The 17,835-nt window shown below is 63.1% G+C and carries 20 protein-coding genes; 9 read left to right on the top strand and 11 right to left on the bottom strand.

Annotated elements, in window-relative coordinates:
• Nucleotides 1–45: 45 nt before the first annotated feature.
• From KVQ74_RS19015 to KVQ74_RS18985, 7 genes are all read right to left on the bottom strand, one after another.
• A complete protein-coding gene (locus tag KVQ74_RS19015) occupies nucleotides 46–1,179 on the bottom strand; it encodes an AGE family epimerase/isomerase (RefSeq protein ID WP_217832706.1) in 1,134 nt (377 codons plus the stop codon).
• A 172-nt stretch (nucleotides 1,180–1,351) separates the two neighbouring features.
• The gene (locus KVQ74_RS19010; protein ID WP_217832705.1) at nucleotides 1,352–1,924 is read right to left on the bottom strand and encodes a HupE/UreJ family protein; all 573 of its coding nucleotides are present in this window, start codon (nucleotides 1,922–1,924) and stop codon (nucleotides 1,352–1,354) included.
• Nucleotides 1,925–1,951: 27 nt separating this feature from the next.
• Nucleotides 1,952–2,566, bottom strand: coding sequence for an urease accessory protein UreG (ureG, locus tag KVQ74_RS19005; RefSeq protein WP_217832704.1), 615 nt, complete (start codon nucleotides 2,564–2,566; stop codon nucleotides 1,952–1,954).
• 11 nt (nucleotides 2,567–2,577) lie between these two features.
• Complete coding sequence (locus KVQ74_RS19000; RefSeq protein WP_217832703.1) at nucleotides 2,578–3,252, bottom strand: urease accessory protein UreF; 675 nt, start codon at nucleotides 3,250–3,252, stop codon at nucleotides 2,578–2,580.
• Nucleotides 3,249–3,749, bottom strand: coding sequence for an urease accessory protein UreE (gene ureE, locus KVQ74_RS18995; RefSeq protein WP_217832702.1), 501 nt, complete (start codon nucleotides 3,747–3,749; stop codon nucleotides 3,249–3,251). The genes KVQ74_RS19000 and ureE overlap by 4 nt, the downstream gene beginning before the upstream one ends.
• 192 nt (nucleotides 3,750–3,941) lie before the next feature.
• Complete coding sequence (locus tag KVQ74_RS18990) at nucleotides 3,942–4,574, bottom strand: TetR family transcriptional regulator (protein WP_217832760.1); 633 nt, start codon at nucleotides 4,572–4,574, stop codon at nucleotides 3,942–3,944.
• A 171-nt stretch (nucleotides 4,575–4,745) separates the two neighbouring features.
• Nucleotides 4,746–5,294, bottom strand: a complete 549-nt coding sequence (locus tag KVQ74_RS18985; protein WP_217832701.1) for a hypothetical protein — start codon at nucleotides 5,292–5,294, stop codon at nucleotides 4,746–4,748.
• A gap of 385 nt (nucleotides 5,295–5,679) precedes the next feature.
• Here KVQ74_RS18985 and KVQ74_RS18980 point away from each other — a divergent pair, with 385 nt between their 5' ends.
• On the top strand, nucleotides 5,680–7,755 hold the full coding sequence (locus KVQ74_RS18980; protein WP_217832700.1) for an AsmA family protein: 2,076 nt from the start codon (nucleotides 5,680–5,682) through the stop codon (nucleotides 7,753–7,755).
• Between the two features lie 99 nt (nucleotides 7,756–7,854).
• Here the strand turns inward: KVQ74_RS18980 and KVQ74_RS18975 are convergent, their stop codons facing one another.
• Together KVQ74_RS18975 and KVQ74_RS18970 are read right to left on the bottom strand one after the other, a co-directional pair.
• Nucleotides 7,855–8,385 (bottom strand): ferritin-like domain-containing protein, encoded by a 531-nt coding sequence (locus KVQ74_RS18975; RefSeq protein WP_217832699.1) that lies wholly within the window; start codon nucleotides 8,383–8,385, stop codon nucleotides 7,855–7,857.
• A 90-nt stretch (nucleotides 8,386–8,475) separates the two neighbouring features.
• Nucleotides 8,476–9,393: a LysR substrate-binding domain-containing protein gene (locus KVQ74_RS18970; protein ID WP_217832698.1), complete on the bottom strand. Its 918-nt coding sequence runs from the start codon at nucleotides 9,391–9,393 to the stop codon at nucleotides 8,476–8,478.
• Nucleotides 9,394–9,513: 120 nt separating this feature from the next.
• Here KVQ74_RS18970 and KVQ74_RS18965 point away from each other — a divergent pair, with 120 nt between their 5' ends.
• From KVQ74_RS18965 to KVQ74_RS18955, 3 genes are all read left to right on the top strand, one after another.
• On the top strand, nucleotides 9,514–10,152 hold the full coding sequence (locus tag KVQ74_RS18965) for an FMN-dependent NADH-azoreductase (protein WP_217832697.1): 639 nt from the start codon (nucleotides 9,514–9,516) through the stop codon (nucleotides 10,150–10,152).
• Nucleotides 10,153–10,458, top strand: a complete 306-nt coding sequence (locus tag KVQ74_RS18960; RefSeq protein ID WP_217832696.1) for a DMT family transporter — start codon at nucleotides 10,153–10,155, stop codon at nucleotides 10,456–10,458.
• A gap of 91 nt (nucleotides 10,459–10,549) precedes the next feature.
• Nucleotides 10,550–11,440 (top strand): esterase/lipase family protein, encoded by an 891-nt coding sequence (locus KVQ74_RS18955; RefSeq protein WP_217832695.1) that lies wholly within the window; start codon nucleotides 10,550–10,552, stop codon nucleotides 11,438–11,440.
• A 96-nt stretch (nucleotides 11,441–11,536) separates the two neighbouring features.
• Here KVQ74_RS18955 and KVQ74_RS18950 read toward each other — a convergent pair whose 3' ends face one another.
• Nucleotides 11,537–12,424, bottom strand: a complete 888-nt coding sequence (locus tag KVQ74_RS18950) for a DMT family transporter (protein WP_217832694.1) — start codon at nucleotides 12,422–12,424, stop codon at nucleotides 11,537–11,539.
• 97 nt (nucleotides 12,425–12,521) lie between these two features.
• On the opposite strand from KVQ74_RS18950, the gene KVQ74_RS18945 reads away from it, so the two are divergent.
• The 3 genes from KVQ74_RS18945 (at nucleotide 12,522) to KVQ74_RS18935 (ending at nucleotide 14,865) form a co-directional block, all read left to right on the top strand.
• On the top strand, nucleotides 12,522–13,316 hold the full coding sequence (locus KVQ74_RS18945; RefSeq protein WP_217832693.1) for an AraC family transcriptional regulator: 795 nt from the start codon (nucleotides 12,522–12,524) through the stop codon (nucleotides 13,314–13,316).
• 63 nt (nucleotides 13,317–13,379) lie between these two features.
• Complete coding sequence (locus KVQ74_RS18940; protein ID WP_217832692.1) at nucleotides 13,380–13,682, top strand: PsiF family protein; 303 nt, start codon at nucleotides 13,380–13,382, stop codon at nucleotides 13,680–13,682.
• Nucleotides 13,683–13,851: 169 nt separating this feature from the next.
• Complete coding sequence (locus tag KVQ74_RS18935) at nucleotides 13,852–14,865, top strand: AI-2E family transporter (RefSeq protein ID WP_217832691.1); 1,014 nt, start codon at nucleotides 13,852–13,854, stop codon at nucleotides 14,863–14,865.
• 117 nt (nucleotides 14,866–14,982) lie between these two features.
• On the opposite strand, the gene KVQ74_RS18930 is transcribed toward KVQ74_RS18935, so the two are convergent.
• Nucleotides 14,983–16,257 carry an Hsp70 family protein gene (locus KVQ74_RS18930; protein ID WP_217832690.1) on the bottom strand — a complete coding sequence of 425 codons (1,275 nt, stop codon included), beginning with the start codon at nucleotides 16,255–16,257 and terminating at the stop codon, nucleotides 14,983–14,985.
• Between the two features lie 293 nt (nucleotides 16,258–16,550).
• On the opposite strand from KVQ74_RS18930, the gene KVQ74_RS18925 reads away from it, so the two are divergent.
• Together KVQ74_RS18925 and KVQ74_RS18920 are read left to right on the top strand one after the other, a co-directional pair.
• Complete coding sequence (locus KVQ74_RS18925; protein WP_217832689.1) at nucleotides 16,551–17,498, top strand: DnaJ C-terminal domain-containing protein; 948 nt, start codon at nucleotides 16,551–16,553, stop codon at nucleotides 17,496–17,498.
• 24 nt (nucleotides 17,499–17,522) lie between these two features.
• Nucleotides 17,523–17,828 (top strand): chaperone modulator CbpM, encoded by a 306-nt coding sequence (locus KVQ74_RS18920; RefSeq protein ID WP_119429418.1) that lies wholly within the window; start codon nucleotides 17,523–17,525, stop codon nucleotides 17,826–17,828.
• Nucleotides 17,829–17,835: the final 7 nt, after the last annotated feature.

The raw sequence follows: 17,835 nt of genomic DNA, 5'->3' as shown, positions 1-17,835 counted from the left end.
TTCGCGAGCCAGCCCGTTCCCACATTGGTGAGCGCGGGCTGGCAGTCAGTTCAGATAGTCGGCCAAGCCGCGATAGCAGGTCGCCAAGTGATAAGGCGTGGTCGACGGCATGTCCTTGCGGCTGACCTCGCCCTGTTCGTCACGGCACTCGTGCCAGCCGCCGGCATGCAGGAAGCGTTGCTGCAACGCCTGCAATTGACGCAATACCACGGCCTCGCTGCCCGGACGCAAGGTCAGGGCGCGCAGGTATTCCGCTTGCGCCCAGATGCGCTGGGTCGAATCCAGCGGCCGGCCATCCATCTCCAGATCCAGCGATGCCCGCACCGCGCCGGAGGCGCTTACCACGCCGTATTGCTCGGTAAAGGCAAAGGCCCGATCCAGTGCCGCGTGCAGTCTGGAGCCACGCAGTAACGGCGAGGACTCGAGCAGGAAGTACCACTCGAACTGATGCCCCGGCTCATACCAGTTATCCACAGCCCCCAGCGGTTTCTCCATCAGCACGCCGTGTTGCGGATCGACGAAGCGCTTGTGCATGGCTGTGCATAACTCGATCAGCGCTTGCTGTACCGCTGCGTCTTCACGCACGGCCAGGGTGGCGAGGAACGCTTCGGCCAGGTGCATCAGCGGGTTTTGCAGCGGGCCGGTTTCCAGGGTCAGCCAGTCGCGCTCGAGGCAGGCCTCGTAGAGACCATCACCGGTGGCGAACCGTCGGGAAATGACCTCCAGCGCGGCGTCGAGGGTCGACTCCACCAGCGGCTCGCGGGACTTTTCCCAGTAATGGGCGCAGGCAAACAGGATGAACGCGTGGGTGTAGAGATCCTTGCGCGAGTCCAGCGGTTTGCCCTGTGGATCGATGCTGTAGAACCAGCCGCCATGCTCGGCATCGTGAAAGTGCCGTTGCAGGGAACGGAACAGCGCGGCCGCACGGGTTGCGGCGCCGTCCACCACGCCGATCAGGCTGGAAAACAGATACAGCTGCCGTGCGCAGGCCATCGCCCGATAGCGTTGCGGCGGCAGTGGCTGATGGCTGGCGTCCAGCGCTTCGTAGGGCAGCGCCATCTCGGCATTCCAGCCCGGGCCTTGCCAGAGCGGTACGATCACGTTCAGAAAGTGCTGTTGCACAGCGCCGAACAGGGCGGTCAATTCAGGCAGGGAAGCGGAGCGGGAAGCGTGGGGCATGGGCGGACGTCGTCACGGCTGGGGCGATTGCGCGACATGGTAGCAGAGAGGACGGATGAGAGAGGCGGTGTCTGTCAGACCGCCTTCGCGGGCACGCCTGCTCCCACACGGACGACACAGTCCAATGTGGGAGCGGGCTGGCCCGCGAAGGGGTCGTGCAGTCGCTAAAGCATCAACCCGCCAACAACCAGACTCCGGTCGCAGCGGATGCCGCGCCCGCCAGTCGCACCAGCGGTGCCGCGGCCTGTGGCAATACCCGCACCACGCCGTAACCCGCCGCATGCAGCACCGCCGTCGCCAGCACGAAGCCTGCCGCGTACGCCCAGGGGCTCGACATGTCCGGCAGTTCCAGACCATGGGCCACGCCATGGAACAACGCAAACAGCGCCGTCGCGGCCACTGCCATCACCAGCGGTGGACGCACCGCCAGCGCCACCGCCAGACCCAGCGCCAGAACCGACGCGGCAATCCCGCTTTCCAGCGCCGGCAGCTCCAGCCCTTCAAAACCCAACAGGCCGCCGATCAGCATGGTGCCGACGAACGTGCAGGGCAGCGCCCAGCGCGCCGCGCCTTGCTGTTGCGCGGCCCACAGACCCACAGCCACCATCGCCAGCAAATGGTCGAGGCCGCCGATCGGATGACTGATACCGGCGATCAGGCCGCTGTCGCCGTGTCCCGGATGGGCGAAGGCCAGGGCCGGAGTCAGCAGCAGGGCTGCGGCGGCGAAAATGCGTTTGAGTGTCATGGCGAAGCTTCCTTGTTGATAAGTGATTCAGGCAGCGCTCAGCAGGCCCTGGCGTTCGATGAAGGCGATGATGTCTTCCAGGCCCTGGCCGGTTTTCTGGTTGCTGAACACGAACGGCTTGCCGTTGCGCATGCGCTGGGTGTCGCTGTTCATCATCTCCAGCGAGGCGCCGACCAGCGGCGCCAGGTCGATCTTGTTGATCACCAGCAGGTCGGATTTGCAGATCCCCGGCCCGCCCTTGCGCGGCAACTTGTCGCCGGCGGACACGTCGATCACGTAGATGGTCAGGTCGGACAGTTCCGGGCTGAAGGTCGCCGACAGGTTGTCACCGCCGGACTCCACCAGAATCAGGTCCAGCCCCGGAAAGCGCCGGTTCAGTTGATCCACCGCTTCGAGGTTGATCGAGGCGTCCTCGCGAATCGCCGTGTGCGGGCAGCCGCCGGTTTCCACGCCGATGATGCGTTCCGGCGCCAGGGCTTCGTTGCGTACCAGAAAATCGGCGTCTTCGCGGGTGTAGATGTCGTTGGTGACGACCGCCAGGTTGTAGCGCTCGCGCAGAGCCAGGCACAGGGCCAGGGTCAATGCGGTTTTGCCGGAGCCGACCGGGCCGCCGATACCGACGCGCAGAGGTTGGGTGTTCATGTACTTCTCTCCTAGGAACGGAACAGGCGGCTGTACTGGCGCTCATGTGCCATGCACGCCAGAGACAGGCCGAAAGCGGCGCTGCCGATGTGTTCGGGGTTGATGCGGGACGCGTCCTGCTGGGCCTGTTGCAGCAACGGCAGCAGTTCGCTGGTCAGGCGCTGGGCGGCCTGCTGGCCCAGCGGCAGGGTTTTCATCAGCACGGCGAGCTGATTTTCCAGCCAGCTCCACAGCCACGCGGCGAGGGCGTCCTGCGGGCTGATGCGCCAGGCGCGGGCGGCCAGCGCCCAGCCGAGGGCCAGGTGCGGCTCGTCGATGAGTTCGAGAAAGGTACGGGCGGGCGCGTCGAGTTCCGGCAGGCCGTTGAGCAGTTGTTGCAGCGAGTAGCCCATTTGCCGGCTCTCCAGATGCAACTCACGGGTTTCGCGGCTGGCGCGGTGGGCTTCGCAGCGTTGCCGCAGTTCGCTCCAGTTTTCCTCGGCCGCCGCCTGGCAATGGGCGAGCAACAGCGGCGCTTCGAAGCGCGCGAGGTTCAACAGCAATTGATCGCTGATCCAGCGACGGGCGCTGTCCGGGTTGTGGACCTGGCCGTTATCCACCGCCATTTCCAGACCCTGGGAATAGCTGTAGCCGCCGATCGGCAGTTGCGGGCTGGCCAGGCGCAGCAGCGCCCAGGCCGGATTCACAGGCGGACGCCGAACTGATGGAGTTTCGGCGCGTAGTTGAAATCCTCGTCGCCATGCCGCGAATGGTGATGGCCGCCGCCGTAGGCACCGTGTTCCGGCTGGAACGGCGCTTCGATGGCTTCGACCTGTGCGCCGAGCTGTTCGAGCATCGCCTTGAGCACGTAGTCATCGAGCAAGCGCAGCCAGCCGTCGCCGACTTGCAGGGCGACGTGGCGGTTGCCCAGGTGATAAGCGGCGCGGGTCAGTTCGAAGGCGTTGGCGCAGGTGACGTGCAGCAGTTGTTCGGGACGGGCGCAGACCCGGACGATCCGGCCGTCTTCGGCCTGGAGACATTCGCCGTCGTGGAGCGGCGGCTGGCCGCGCTCCAGAAACAACCCGACGTCTTCGCCTTCGGCACTGAAACAGCGCAAGCGGCTTTTGCTGCGTGCTTCGAAGGTCAGGTGCAACTCGGCGGCCCAGAGGGGCTGAGGCTCGATTCTGCGATGAATCACCAACATCGGAATGCTTCCAGCAAATGGTCGATGCTCAGGCTAGAGCAAGGGGCTTGCCAATCGGCCAAGGCGTAGGAAAACCCTGTCGGAGCGTAGCGGATGTTTCAAGAGTTGCGGAGTTTTGCGGTGTTTTGGTGCATGAAGATTTTTACACGCACCAAATCAAGGCTGAGGGTCGTGACCCATTGGGGAGGGGAATTACTCGGTACTGCCCAGCCCCTGCCAGTGCTTGAGGCCGATGAAGATGAAGCGCAATTGCTGCGTGATCTTCGCCTGGGGCGTCAGGTGGTCGGGCAAGGCTTCGGCGGGCGGGTCGATGATGTCCGGCAGGGTGGCGAACACCGATTTGACGATCAGGTCGGCGATCACGCCCAGGCCTTCGCGACTCAGGTGCTGGAGTTTGGGCATCAAGGCCAGGTCCGCCGCCAGGTCGGCGCTGATGTTCTCCCGCAGGCGGCCGATCGCCTGACGCACCGGCAGCGAGCCGCCGTACTGCTCGCGGGCGAGAAACAGGAATTGCGACCGGTTGGCGCTGACCACGTCGAGAAAGATCCGCACCGAGGCATCGATGATGCCGCCCATGACGAATTCGTTGTGGCGCACCAGGCGAATGGTTTCGCGGAAGGTCTGGCCGACTTCGCTGACCAGCACCAGGCCCAGTTCGTCCATGTCGGCGAAATGGCGGTAGAAACCGGTGGGCACGATGCCGGCGGTCTTGGTCACTTCGCGCAGGCTCAGGCTGCCGAATCCTCGGCCGCTCTCCATCAGATGGCGGGCAGCGTCCATCAGGGCGTTACGGGTCTGTTGTTTCTGTTCGGCGCGGGGCAGCATCGCAAGGCGTGTTCTGGACAAGACAAGCGCCGCACTCTAGCAAATCGGCTTTACCGGCGTCGAACGGCAGCGGGGGGCATTCACGGAGGGAGTGTCAACTTCTATCTGCAAGCGTCGAAAAGTCAAAAGCCCAATCCGTGGATTGGGCTTTTTTTCGAGGCCTTCATGGGCTTAGCTCAAAGCGCTGTTGCGTTCGATCACGCGGTCACCACCACCTTCGGCGAGGGTCTGGCCTTGTGGAGTGCGGTCGGAACCGTCAGCAGCAAGGGTCTGGCCTTGTGGGGTGCGGTCGGAACCGTCAGCAGCAAGGGTCTGGCCTTGTGGGGTGCGGTCGGAACCGTCAGCGGCAAGGGTCTGGCCTTGTGGAGTACGGTCGGAACCGTCAGCGGCAAGAGTCTGGCCCTGTGGAGTGCGATCGGAACCGTCTTGAACCAGGCCTTTCTCTTCCAGGCGATCACGGCCGCCTTCTGCTACGAATTGACCTTGTGGGGTTTTATCGTAGCCATCTTGTACCAGGCCTTTTTCTTCGAGGCGGTTACGGCCGTTTTCAGCCAGGGTCTGGCCCTGTGGAGTGCGGTCGGAGCCATCGGCAGCAACGGTCTGGCTGAACACCGAGTGGCTGGTTTTGACTTGAGGGGTCGCCTGGTCGGCAGCGGGCAGGGCAAAAGCGGTGCTGGCTAGCATCGACAGGGCAAGACTGAACAGGACTTGGCGTTTCATGATGAGTTGCTCCTTGGGAGGGCGATAAAGTGGGTACGAGAGCAATGCTACTCTCGATAAGTCGATATAAAAGTTCATAAACACAATGGTAATAATCAACAGAATTGATTGTTCTGCGGAGAGGCTCTAGAACGGGCCTTTCAGGCGAGCGGTTTTGCACCGGAGTGGGTATTTTCCACCCACTTGTGCCGCACAAAAGTGCGGGGCCGGTAACGCTGCTTCGACCGATCAGTCAGAATCGCAGCGGTTTTTTCCGTCCCGACCGGTCTTTCGATTAAACCTGCGAGCCGTTTGTCAGTCGTAGACTTCATGAGGGCCACAAGCGGCCCGCCGTTTCAGCTGCGTTGCGATGTCGGCACGCAGTCGTCTTCAGGAGCTTTGTGCAATGACGCGCACGCGTAAAATTCTTGGCTGGACCTTCGCCACCCTGGTGCTGCTTCTCGCGGTGCTGGTGTTGATCATCGTGTTCTTCGACTGGAACCGGATCAAACCGCCGCTCAATGCCAAAGTCTCGGAAGAACTGCACCGGGCGTTTGCCATCAACGGCAACCTGGCGGTGATCTGGCAGCGCGAGCCGGACGAAGGCGGCTGGCGGGCCTGGGTGCCGTGGCCGCATGTGGTGGCGGAGGATCTGAGCCTGGGCAACCCGGACTGGTCGAAGCAACCGCAGATGGTCACCCTCAAGCGCGTCGAGCTGCGCATTTCTCCGTTGGCGTTGCTGGCGCAGCGGGTGGTGATCCCGCGTATCGACCTGACCGAGCCCAATGCGCAACTGCAACGGCTGGCCGACGGTCGCGCCAACTGGACGTTCAAGTTCGATCCCAAGGACCCGAATGCCGAACCTTCGAACTGGGTGGTGGACATCGGCGCGATCGGCTTCGACAAGGGCCATGTCACGCTGGACGACCAGACCCTGAAGACCAACCTGGATGTGCTGATCGATCCACTGGGCAAGCCGATTCCGTTCAGCGAAATCGTTGGCGACAAAGCGGCGAAAACCGCGCAGGACAAGGGCGGTGCGCCGCAGGATTACGCCTTTGGCCTGAAAGTCGGCGGCCAGTACCACGGCCAGAAACTCGCCGGCCAGGGCAAGATCGGCGGGTTGCTGGCCTTGCAGGATGCGAGCAAGCCATTCCCGTTGCAGGCCCAGGCGAAGATCGGCGATACCAGCGTCGAACTCGCCGGCACCCTGACCGACCCGCGCAATCTCGGTGCCCTCGATCTGCGCCTGAAACTGGCCGGCGCCAGCCTCGGCAACCTGTATCCGCTGACCGGCGTGACGCTACCGGATACGCCACCTTATTCCACCGACGGCCATCTGATCGCCAAGCTGCATGAGCCGGGCGGCGCGCAGTTCCGCTACGAACAGTTCAACGGCAAGATCGGCAACAGCGACATCCACGGCGACCTGGCCTTCGTCGCCAGTCAGCCACGGCCCAAGCTCAGCGGCGCGTTGCTGTCCAATCAACTGTTGTTCGCTGACCTCGCGCCGCTGATCGGTGCCGATTCCAATGAAAAGCAAAAGGCCCGTGGCGGCGACAGCAAGCAACCGACGGACAAGGTGCTGCCGGTCGAGGAATTCAAGACCGACCGCTGGCGGACCATGGACGCCGACGTCGAATTCACCGGCAAACGTATCGTCCACAGCGAGAAGCTGCCGTTCACCGACCTCTATACCCACCTGAAACTCAACGACGGCGAACTCAGTCTCGAACCGCTGCGCTTCGGCGTGGCTGGTGGCAACCTCGATGCGCAGATTCGCCTCAATGGCCGCACCGAACCGCTGGAAGGCCGGGCGAAACTGACGGCGCGCAAGTTCAAACTCAAGGAGCTGTTCCCGACCTTCGAGCCGATGAAAACCAGCTTCGGCGAGCTCAATGGCGACGCCGATATCAGCGGTCGCGGCAACTCGGTGGCGAAGCTGCTGGGCGGCGCCAACGGCAAGTTGAAAATGCTGATCAACGACGGCGCGATCAGTCGCGAGCTGATGGAACTGGCCGGGCTGAATGTCGGTAACTACGTGGTCGGCAAGATCTTTGGCGACAAGGAAGTGAAGATCAACTGCGCGGCGGCGGACTTCGATATCAAGACGGGCCTGGCGACCACCCGGTTGTTCGTGTTCGATACCGAGAACGCGATCATCTACATCGACGGCACGGCGAACATGGCGACGGAGCAACTGGACCTGACGATCACGCCGGAGTCGAAAGGCTGGCGTCTGATTTCCCTGCGTTCGCCGCTGTATGTGCGCGGCAAGTTCATCAAGCCGGATGCCGGGGTCAAGGCGGTGCCGCTGATGCTGCGCGGCGCGGGAATGGTGGCGCTGGGGGTGATCGCGGCACCGGCGGCGGGACTGCTGGCGCTGGTGGCGCCGAGCGGTGGCGAGCCCAATCAGTGTGCGCCGTTGCTGGAGCAGATGAAGGCGGGCAAGGCGCCGGTGACGGTGAAACCGACCAAATAGTCGGCGGTTGTGCCGGGCCCTTTCGCGAGCAAGCCCGCTTCCCAGGCTCTCGGTGAATAGCAGAGATCCTGGGGAAGCGGGCTTGCTCGCAAAGCGGATTTACAGGTCTTTCAGGATGTCGGCCATGTCATCGGCATGCTCTTCTTCCTGGGCCAGGATGTCTTCGAAGATGCGCCGGGTGGTCGGGTCTTTTTCACCGATGTACTGAATGATTTCGCGGTAGCTGTCGATGGCGATCCGCTCGGCCACCAGGTCTTCGTAGACCATTTCCTTCAAGGTGTTCCCGGCCACGTACTGGGCATGGGACATCTTCGACAGCTGGTCGGGGTTGAACTCCGGTTCGCCGCCCAGTTGCACGATGCGCTCGGCGAGGCGGTCGGCGTGATCGGCTTCCTGGGTGGCGTGTTCGAGAAACTCGTCGGCGGCCACGTTGGCTTTCAGCCCGTTGGCCATGAAGTAGTGGCGCTTGTAGCGCAGGACGCAGACCAGTTCGGTGGCCAGCGACTCGTTGAGCAAGCGCAGCACTTCTTCGCGGTCGGCGCTGTAGGTTTCGGTCACCGCGCCGTTTTCCACATGCTGGCGGGCACGCTCGCGCAGGGTTTGTACATCAGATAAATGCATGTCGCTCATTTCGATCTCCTGGAGGCTAATCCGAAGGGCGTCACGTTCTGTCGAGGTGATCGCCTCTTTCTGTGTGAGTCTTGAGCGCAGCAAAAAGTTTTATGGGATTTCTTGCGATCTGGGCGTGAGCCCGGACAACTGCGCTTCCTCGCGCAACCAGGCAAAAAACGCCCGCACCGGCGGATGCCGCTCCCGCCCCGGCACGCACAGCGCGCTGTACCCGGCGCCATCGACTTGCACCTGCGGCTTGTGAGGCTGCAGCAAACCGCTGGCGACGCTCTCCGACACCAGAATGTTGCTCGCCAGCACCAGGCCCTGGCCGGCGATGGCCGCTTGCAGCGCGTAATGCTCCTCGTCGTACTCGCGAATCGCCGGGTGCTGGTTCAGCCAGTTTTCCCCGGACTTGCCGCACCACGCTTCCCAGCCATGGGCGTACAGCTTCGAGTTGTGCCAGCGCACGCTGATCAGTGTCGGCGTGCGCCGCGCGGCCAGCGCCACTTGCTCCGGCGAGCCATACACCCCGAACGATTCGTCGAACAGGCACAGGCCATACAGGTTCGGGTAGTCGTCGAGGCTGTAGCGCAGCACCAGATCGACGCTGGCGTCCTGGTGCAGATCGATCACCTCGCAATGGGTGTCCAGGCGCAGGTTGATGTTCGGATGCCGCGCATAAAACCGCCCGAGACGCGGCACCAGCCACAGCGCGGCGAACGCGGCGGTGGTCGACAGCGTCAGACTGCTGCCGCTGCGTTGCGGGCGCAGGGTATCGACGCTCTGCGAAACTTCGAGCAAGGCGCCGTGCAGGCTGCGAAACAGCCGCTCGCCACCTTCGGTCAGACGCACCTTGCGCGGCAGGCGTTCGAACAGCGCTACGCCGAGCCAGTCTTCCAGCGCGCGAATCTGGTGGGAAATCGCCGTCGGCGTCACCGCCAGTTCTTCGGCGGCGGCCTTGAAGCTGAGCAGCCGCGAGGCGGATTCAAAGGCGCGCAGGGCGGTCAACGGCAACGAAGCGAACATGGACACTCCATGGATGAAATCAATTCATCCAGACTGATTTTTGCTCATTTGAGACACGACGGCAGTCAGCGGCAAGCTGCAAAGCACAAGCAGTTTGATTCTAGTCCGGAGGAAGTACAGATGAGCAAAATTCTTGTGATACACGCCAGCCCACGGGGCGAGCGCTCTCATTCGCGGCGTCTGGCCGAGGGGTTTCTGAGTGCCTGGCAGGCGCGCCATCCGCAGGCACAGGTGACGCGCCGTGAAGTGGGGCGGGCGTTGATTCCGGCGGTCAACGAGGCGTTTGTCGCGGCGGCGTTCTATCCGGAACCCGAGGCGCGACCGCTGTCGATGCAGGCGGATCTGGCGCTCAGCGATCAACTGGTCAACGAGTTGTTCGAACACGACCTGCTGCTGATTTCCACGCCGATGTACAACTTCAACGTGCCCAGCGGCCTCAAGGCCTGGGTCGATCAGATCGTGCGTCTGGGCCTGACTTTCGACCACACCCTGGACAACGGCGTGGCTCAGTACACACCGCTGTTGCAGGGCAAGAAGGCGCTGATCGTCACCAGTCGCGGCGGTTTCGGTTTTGGTCCCGGCGGCGAACTGGAAGCCCTCAACCATGCCGATCCGTGGCTGCGCACGGCGCTGGGATTCATCGGCATCAACGATGTCACGGTGGTCGCGGCCGAAGGCGAAGAGTCCGCCGAACGCACCTTCGCGGTGTCGGTGGCCGAGGCTGAGCAGCGTTTGCTCGGCCTGGCCCGGGAGTTTTAGGTGGCCTGGCTGTTTCTCTTTATCGCCGCCGGGTTTGAAGTCACCTTCGCCATGGGCATGAAGTACGCCGAGGGCTTCACCCGGCTGTGGCCGTCGCTGATCACCGTGGTCGCCGCGGTGGGCGGGGTGTATTTCCTGACGCTGGCGATGCGCGAACTGCCGGTGAGCATCGCTTATCCGATCTGGACCGCGATCGGTTCGCTGGGCACGGTGTTTCTCGGATTCGCCTTGCTGGGCGAGAGCCTGACGCTGGTGAAACTGCTGTCGGTGGGGCTGATTGTGGCGGGGGTGGTGGGGCTGAAGTAGGCTGCTCATTGAGTTGTCATGTTCAGCGCGGATGCTGGGCGGGCGTGTTGCACGCCTTGCGTCCACTCACTGACCACAAGGAAGTCTGCCCATGTCGCAAGGTTCCGCTACGCGTTATCCACTGGTGCTGGTGCCGGGCATGCTCGGGTTTATCCGGCTGGTGCTGTACCCGTACTGGTACGGGATCATTGCCGCGTTGCGCCGGGGCGGGGCGACGGTGATTGCGGTGCAGGTGTCGCCGCTCAATTCCACCGAGGTGCGCGGCGAGCAGTTGCTGGCGCGGATCGACGAGATCCTGCGCGAGACCGGCGCCGGCAAGGTCAACCTGATCGGCCACAGTCAGGGTTCATTGACGGCCCGTTATGCCGCCGCCAGACGCCCGGATCTCGTGGCCTCGGTAACCTCCGTGGCCGGCCCCAATCATGGCTCGGAGTTGGCGGATTACCTGGCGCTCCATTACCCGGCGGACAGCGCCAGAGGGCGCATCCTCGAAGCGCTGCTGCGTTTTGTCGGCTGGCTGATGGCGCTGCTGGAAACCGGTTATCACGGGCCGAAACTGCCGGTGGACATCCACGCTTCGCATCACTCCCTGACGACGGCCGGCGTGGCGCTGTTCAACCAGCGTTATCCACAGGGCCTGCCTGAAACCTGGGGCGGGCAGGGGCCGGAAGAGGTCGGCGGGGTGCGCTATTACTCATGGTCGGGGACCTTGCAGCCGGGCAAGACCGATCGTGGCGGCAACCGCTTCGACGGCACCAACCGCAGTTGCCGGTTGTTCGCCGCAACCTTCGTCCGTGAGCGAGGGCAGTGCGACGGCATGGTCGGGCGCTACAGCTCGCACCTGGGCACGGTGATTGGCGATGACTACCCGATGGATCACTTCGACATCGTCAACCAGTCGCTGGGACTGGTGGGCGAGGGGGCGGATCCGGTGCGGCTGTTTGTCGAGCATGCGGCGCGGTTGAAGGTGGCCGGGCTGTGAGGCTTGAGACTGCGTCGCTTCATTGGCGAGCCAGCCCGCTCCCACAGGTTCACCATCGCCCTTTGTGGGAGTGGGCTTGCCCACGAAGAGGCCAGCTCAGGCAACGCTGACCTTGCGCCCCAATTCAGTCGTCCAGCGCTCGGAAAGCACCACCCCACCCAGCGTCAGCACCCCGCCCACCAGGTGATACAGCGCCAACTGTTCATGCAACACCACCGCCGCGATCAGCGCGGTAATCAGCGGCAGCAGATTGAAAAACAGCGTCGTGCGGCTCGGTCCCAGCCGCGTCACGGCCTGCATCCAGGCCAGTGGCGCGAGCATCGAGGCCAGCAGGCAGGCATACAGCACCAGCGGAACGTTGTGCAGCGTCAGTCCGGTTTTCGGCGAGACGGCGAACAGCGGAAACAGCACCACCACCGCCACCAGCACCTGCAAATACAGCAACACCAGCGGCGGCAGGCGCAACTGCCACTTCTTCAACAGGGTGCTGTAGATCGCATAGGCCAGGGTGGCGACCAGCATCATCGCGTCCCCCAGGTTGACCCCGTGTTGCAGCAGCGCGCCGAGGCTGCCGGATGACACCACCACCAGCACGCCGGCAAACGACAGCACGGCGCCGAACAAGGCCCCGGCGGTCAGGCGCTGACCGAGGCTGATGATTGCCATGGCCAGCGACATCAGCGGCATCAGCGACAGAATGATGCCCATGTTGGTGGCGCTGGTCAGGGTCGCGGCGAAGTAGGCCAGGCTCTGATAGACCGCCATCCCCAATACGCCGAGCACGAAAATCCGCCCCAGGTTCGGGCGGATCTGCGGCCAGTGGGCGATGACTTTTTTCAGCATGAACGGCGTGAACAACAGCGCCGCCAGCAGCCAGCGGTAGAAGCCGATCTCGGCGGGAAAGATCGCGCCGACCGCGAGTTTGTTGATCACGGTGTTGCCGGCCCAGATGAAAATCGCCAGCAGGGGAAACGCGTATTGCATGGGGGAGAAACCAGTACGTTGATGAAGGGTAATTATCCCTTGTCCGGTTCCAGCTCTATACTGCGAACCAGACAACCCGCCCCTGATTCCGGACAGCATGAACAGCAAACATATCGATCTGCTGGATTTCAGCGAACTGCCGTCGGCGGTGTATTTCCGCTATGCCGACTTCAACACGCATGAATACGCGGCTCCGCACCGCCATCCCTGGGGCACCCTGGAATACGCGGCGCACGGCGTGTTGCACATGGACGTTGACGGCAGCCGCTTCATGTCGCCGCCGCAATACGCGGTGTGGGTGCCGCCGCAGGTCGAGCACAGTTTCTACAGTCATCAACCGGTCAACTACCGCGCCGTATGCCTGGCGCCGCTGGTGTGCGCCGAGCTGCCGAAGCAGGCCTGCACCCTGGCGATCAGCGACATCCTCAAGGCGATTCTCAAGGACTTCGCCGCCCGTGACGTGAAGATTCCCGAACTCGAGGCCGACCAGCGTCTGGCCCAGGTGCTGGTCGATCAATTGCGCCAGGCGCCGGTGCATGAATGCTACTTGCCTTACGCGAGCAGCCCCGGTCTGCTGGCGATTCTCGAAGCCTTGCAGATGGATCCCGGCAACACCCTGCCGCTGGCGCACTGGGCGGCGCAGGTGCATGTCAGCGAGCGCACCCTGGCCCGGCAATTCGTGCGTGAGTTGGGGATGAGTTTCGGCGAATGGCGCCAGCGTCTGCGTTATCTGGCGGCGATCGAGGCGCTGGAGAGTGCACGCAGCGTCCAGGAAATCGCCTTCGATCTGGGTTACAGCAGCGGCTCGGCATTCATCGCGATGTTTGCCCGTCAGGCCGGCTGTACGCCGGAACAATACCGGCGTAGCCATTGGGAGGGTAGGAAGGTGTAACAAGCTTTGACTACACTGCAGCGCAGGCCGTATCCATCGATGCGGCAACAAGGAGAAAACTCCATGAAGATGTTGCGTGTCCCTTTGTTGATGATCGGTCTGCTGCTGTGTTCCCAGGGTTTCGCCGCCACGGCGCAACAGAACAAGATGACCACCTGCAACGCCGACGCCACGGCCAAGAGCCTCAAGGGCGACGAGCGCAAAGCCTTCATGAGTACGTGCCTCAAGGCGGCGCCTGCGGCGAACGACGCCAAGGCCCTGACCCCGCAGCAGGAAAAAATGAAGACCTGTAATGCCGACGCGAAAACCAAGGCGCTGACCGGCGATGCGCGCAAGACGTTCATGAGTACCTGCTTGAAGAAGTAAGCCGGGAATGGGTGGTGGCCGCTCCCCCACCCCAACCCTCTCTCTTCGGGAGAGAGTGAGGGCTGGGCCTCAAATCGGGCTTCAAATCCGAAGCACCGCATATCCCTAGTGCTCACCCCGGATCGCTGGCAGACTGCCAATCCTTTTACGCCGTTCGTTTTGAGGCTGTATGCCAACGTTTTCTGAGCGTCATGTTGTGTTCTGGGTCAGTTGCATCATCATTTTCGGCGGCTTGTTGCTGGTGCTTCCCCTGCGTTTGCTGCCCAGCCTGCTGGCCGGGTTGCTGGTATTCGAGCTGGTCAACATGCTCACCCCGCAACTGCAACGCCTGATCGAAGGCCGGCGCGCGCGCTGGCTGGCGGTGGCGTTGCTCGGCACGCTGGTGGTGAGCGTGCTGGCGCTGATCTTTGCCGGAGCCATCAGTTTCCTGCTGCACGAGGCGGAAAACCCCGGGGCGTCCCTCGACAAGTTCATGGGGGTGGTCGACCGCGCGCGCGGTCAGTTGCCGCCGTTCATCGACGCCTATCTGCCGGCCAGCGCCGCCGAATTCCGGGTCGCCATCGGCGACTGGCTGAGCAAACACCTGGCCGACCTGCAACTGGTGGGCAAGGACGCGGCGCACATGTTCGTGACCCTGCTGATCGGCATGGTGCTCGGCGCGATCATCGCCTTGCAGCGGATTCCTGACGTGACCAAGCGCAAGCCGCTGGCCGCCGCGCTGTTCGACCGTCTGCACCTGCTGGTGCAGGCGTTTCGCAACATCGTTTTCGCGCAGATCAAGATTTCCCTGCTCAACACCTTTTTCACCGGGATCTTCCTGGCGCTGATCCTGCCGATGTTCGGCATCAAGCTGCCGCTGACCAAGACCCTGATCGTCCTGACGTTCCTGCTCGGCCTGCTGCCGGTGATCGGCAACCTGATGTCCAACACCCTGATCACCATCGTCGGCCTGTCGCTGTCGATCTGGGTGGCGATTGCCGCGCTCGGTTACCTGATCTTTATCCACAAGCTCGAATACTTCCTCAACGCGCGCATCGTCGGCGGGCAGATCAGTGCCAAGTCGTGGGAGCTGCTGTTGGCGATGCTGGTGTTCGAGGCCGCGTTCGGCCTGCCGGGGGTGGTGGCGGGGCCGATTTATTACGCGTATCTGAAGAGTGAGCTGAAGCTGGGCGGGATGGTCTGATCCAATGGATCGGTGTTGCCTGAGCTGACACCTTCACGAGCAAGCCCGCTCCCACACGATCCTGTTTGATCCTGTGGGAGCGGGCTTGCTCGCGAAAGGGGCGGCGCTGATGCGCAGTCAGGCTTCGGCGCCGTAGCGCTTCATCGCCTCGATCGCGAGGCCGCTGCCAATGCTGCCGAAGATGTTGCCTTCGACATGCCGCGCATTCGGCAGCATCGCCGAGACGCTGTTGCGCAGCGCCGGGATGCCGCTGGAGCCGCCGGTGAAGAACACCGTGTCGACCTGACCGACCGTTACGCTGGCGTCGCTCAACAACTGGGTGACGCTGGCGCGGACCCGCTCCAGTTGTGGATCGATGGCCGATTCGAACAGGTTGCGAGTCAGCTCCACGTTCAGCCCGGCCTCGATCCGGTCCAGCGCCACGTGGCGGCTGTCGGCGTGAGTCAGCTGGATCTTGGTTTCTTCCACTTCCATCGCCAGCCAGTGACCGGCGCGCTGTTCGATCAGCTTGAACAGACGGTCGATGCCGCCGGTGTCCTCGATGTCGTAGCGCATGCTGCCCAGGGCCAGGGTGGATTTCTGCGAATACACCGAGTTGATCGTGTGCCAGGTCGCCAGGTTCATGTGGTGGCTGGTCGGCATGAATGCGCCGCTTTTCATCCGGCTGCCATAGCCGAACAGCGGCATCAGGCCTTGCAGGCTCAGTTGTTTGTCGAAGTCGGTTCCGCCGATGTGTACGCCGCCGGTGGCGAGGATGTCGTCGTGACGGTTATCCACACCGCGACGCTCGGGCGACAGGCGCACCAGGGAGAAGTCGGACGTACCCCCGCCGATGTCGACGATCAGCACCAGCTCTTCTTTCTCGATGGTCGACTCGTAGTCGAAGGCCGCCGCAATCGGCTCGTACTGGAACGACACGTCCTTGAAACCGAGCTTTTTCGCCACGTCCACCAGGGTGTCTTCGGCTTCCTGGTCGGCCAGCGGATCGTCATCGACGAAGAACACCGGACGGCCCAGCACCACGTGCTCGAACTCACGACCCGCGGCGGCTTCGGCGCGGCTCTTGAGCTGGCCGATGAACAGCCCGAGCAAGTCCTTGAACGGCATCGCGGTGCCAAGAACGCTAGTGTCGTGCTTGATCAGCTTGGAGCCGAGCAGGCTCTTGAGCGAGCGCATCAGCCGGCCTTCGTAGCCTTCCAGGTATTCGTGCAGCGCCAGGCGACCGTAGACCGGGCGGCGCTCCTCGATATTGAAGAAGACCACCGACGGCAGGGTGATCTTGTCGTCTTCCAGCGCGATCATCGTTTCCACGCCGGGGCGCAGCCAGCCGACAGTGGAGTTGGACGTGCCGAAGTCGATACCGAGGGCACGGGCTGGAGAGGCGTCTTTCATGTCTTACAGGTTCCGGTCAAAAAAACGGCCGCGCAGTGTATGTCAGTGCGCGCCAGATTCGAAGGCCGGTCATCTGCTATTTCGCCACTAAACTGCCTTGAAACCCCGCGCATCGCCCCAAACTTGCTGGCATGGGCCGGCAGACATACCGGCGGTCGCAAGAACCGCCGTCCACTGCCGATAAACTTCTGCTGCGCCACCCGGTCACAACCTTGAGATCGGTCAACCCCGCCTGCGCGAATCGGCGCAGGCGGCCGGCGGCGCGAAATCGATAACGGATGGTGACTCCTTCGATGGACTTCAAAGACTATTACAAGATACTCGGCGTGGAGCCGACGGCTGACGACAAGGCAATCAAGGCGGCCTATCGCAAGCTCGCGCGCAAATACCACCCCGATGTCAGCAAGGAAAAGGACGCCGAGGCCAAGTTCAAGGACGCCTCGGAAGCCTATGAAGCGCTGAAAAGCGCCGACAAGCGCGCCGAATACGACGACCTGCGCCGCTACGGCCAGCACGGTCAGCCGTTCCAGGGGCCACCGGGCTGGCAGAGCCGTGGCGGCTTTGGCGGTGACCAGGGTGGCGGTGACTTCTCGGACTTCTTCAGTTCGATCTTCGGCAATCGCGGCCCCGGTTTCGGTGGCGGCAATGGCCGGCAATCCCGCAGCGCCGGGCGCCGAGGACAAGACGTGGAAATGGAACTGCCGATCTTCCTCGAAGAGACCCTGGCGAACGAGTCGAAGAAGGTCACCTTCCAGGTGCCGCAACACAACGCCAACGGCCAGCACGTCAGCAACACCAGCAAGAGCCTGAACGTGAAGATCCCGGCGGGCGTGACCGACGGCGAGCGCATCCGCCTCAAGGGCCAGGGCGCACCGGGTGTCGGCGGCGGGGCCAATGGCGATCTGTACCTGACCATTCGTTTTGCGCCGCACCCGAAATTCGACGTCGAAGGCGAAAACCTGATCATCACCTTGCCGCTGGCGCCGTGGGAACTGGCGCTAGGCGCCGAAGTGGCCGTGCCGACCCTGACCGGCAAGATCAACCTCAAGGTGCCGGCCGGCAGCCAGAACGGCCAGCGCATGCGCGCCAAGGGCCACGGTCTGAAGAACAAGGCCGGCGAGCGCGGTTATCTGTTCGTGCAGCTCAAGGCCGTGATGCCGAAAGCCGCGGGCGATGACGTCAAGGCGCTGTGGCAGGAACTGGCGAAGAAAGCCGCTTTCAACCCGCGAGAGAACTTCTGAACCCGACGACGGAGTAGCCCACTCATGAGCAGCCCCCTGATCGTTCAACTGGACATGGCAGAATTCTGTGAGGCGGCCGATTTGTCGGACGTCTACGTGATCGAAATCGTCGAGCACGGCATCCTCGAACCTCAGGGCGCGCAGCCCCGGGAATGGCGCTTCACCGACTACGAACTGGCCCTGGCCAAACGCGCCGCGAAGCTGCGGCGCGACCTGGAGCTGGAATGGGAAGGCGTCGCCCTGGCGCTGGACCTGCTGGAAGAGGTGCAGGAGTTGCGGGCCGAGAACCGGATGCTGCGCCAGCGATTGGGACGGCTGGTCGTCGAATAGTCAGTTT

The sequence above is a fragment of the Pseudomonas botevensis genome (assembly GCF_019145475.1).
Lineage (GTDB): Bacteria > Pseudomonadota > Gammaproteobacteria > Pseudomonadales > Pseudomonadaceae > Aquipseudomonas > Aquipseudomonas botevensis.
Note: the sequence above shows the minus strand (reverse complement) of the source record. Positions and strands in the feature narration are given on the sequence as shown.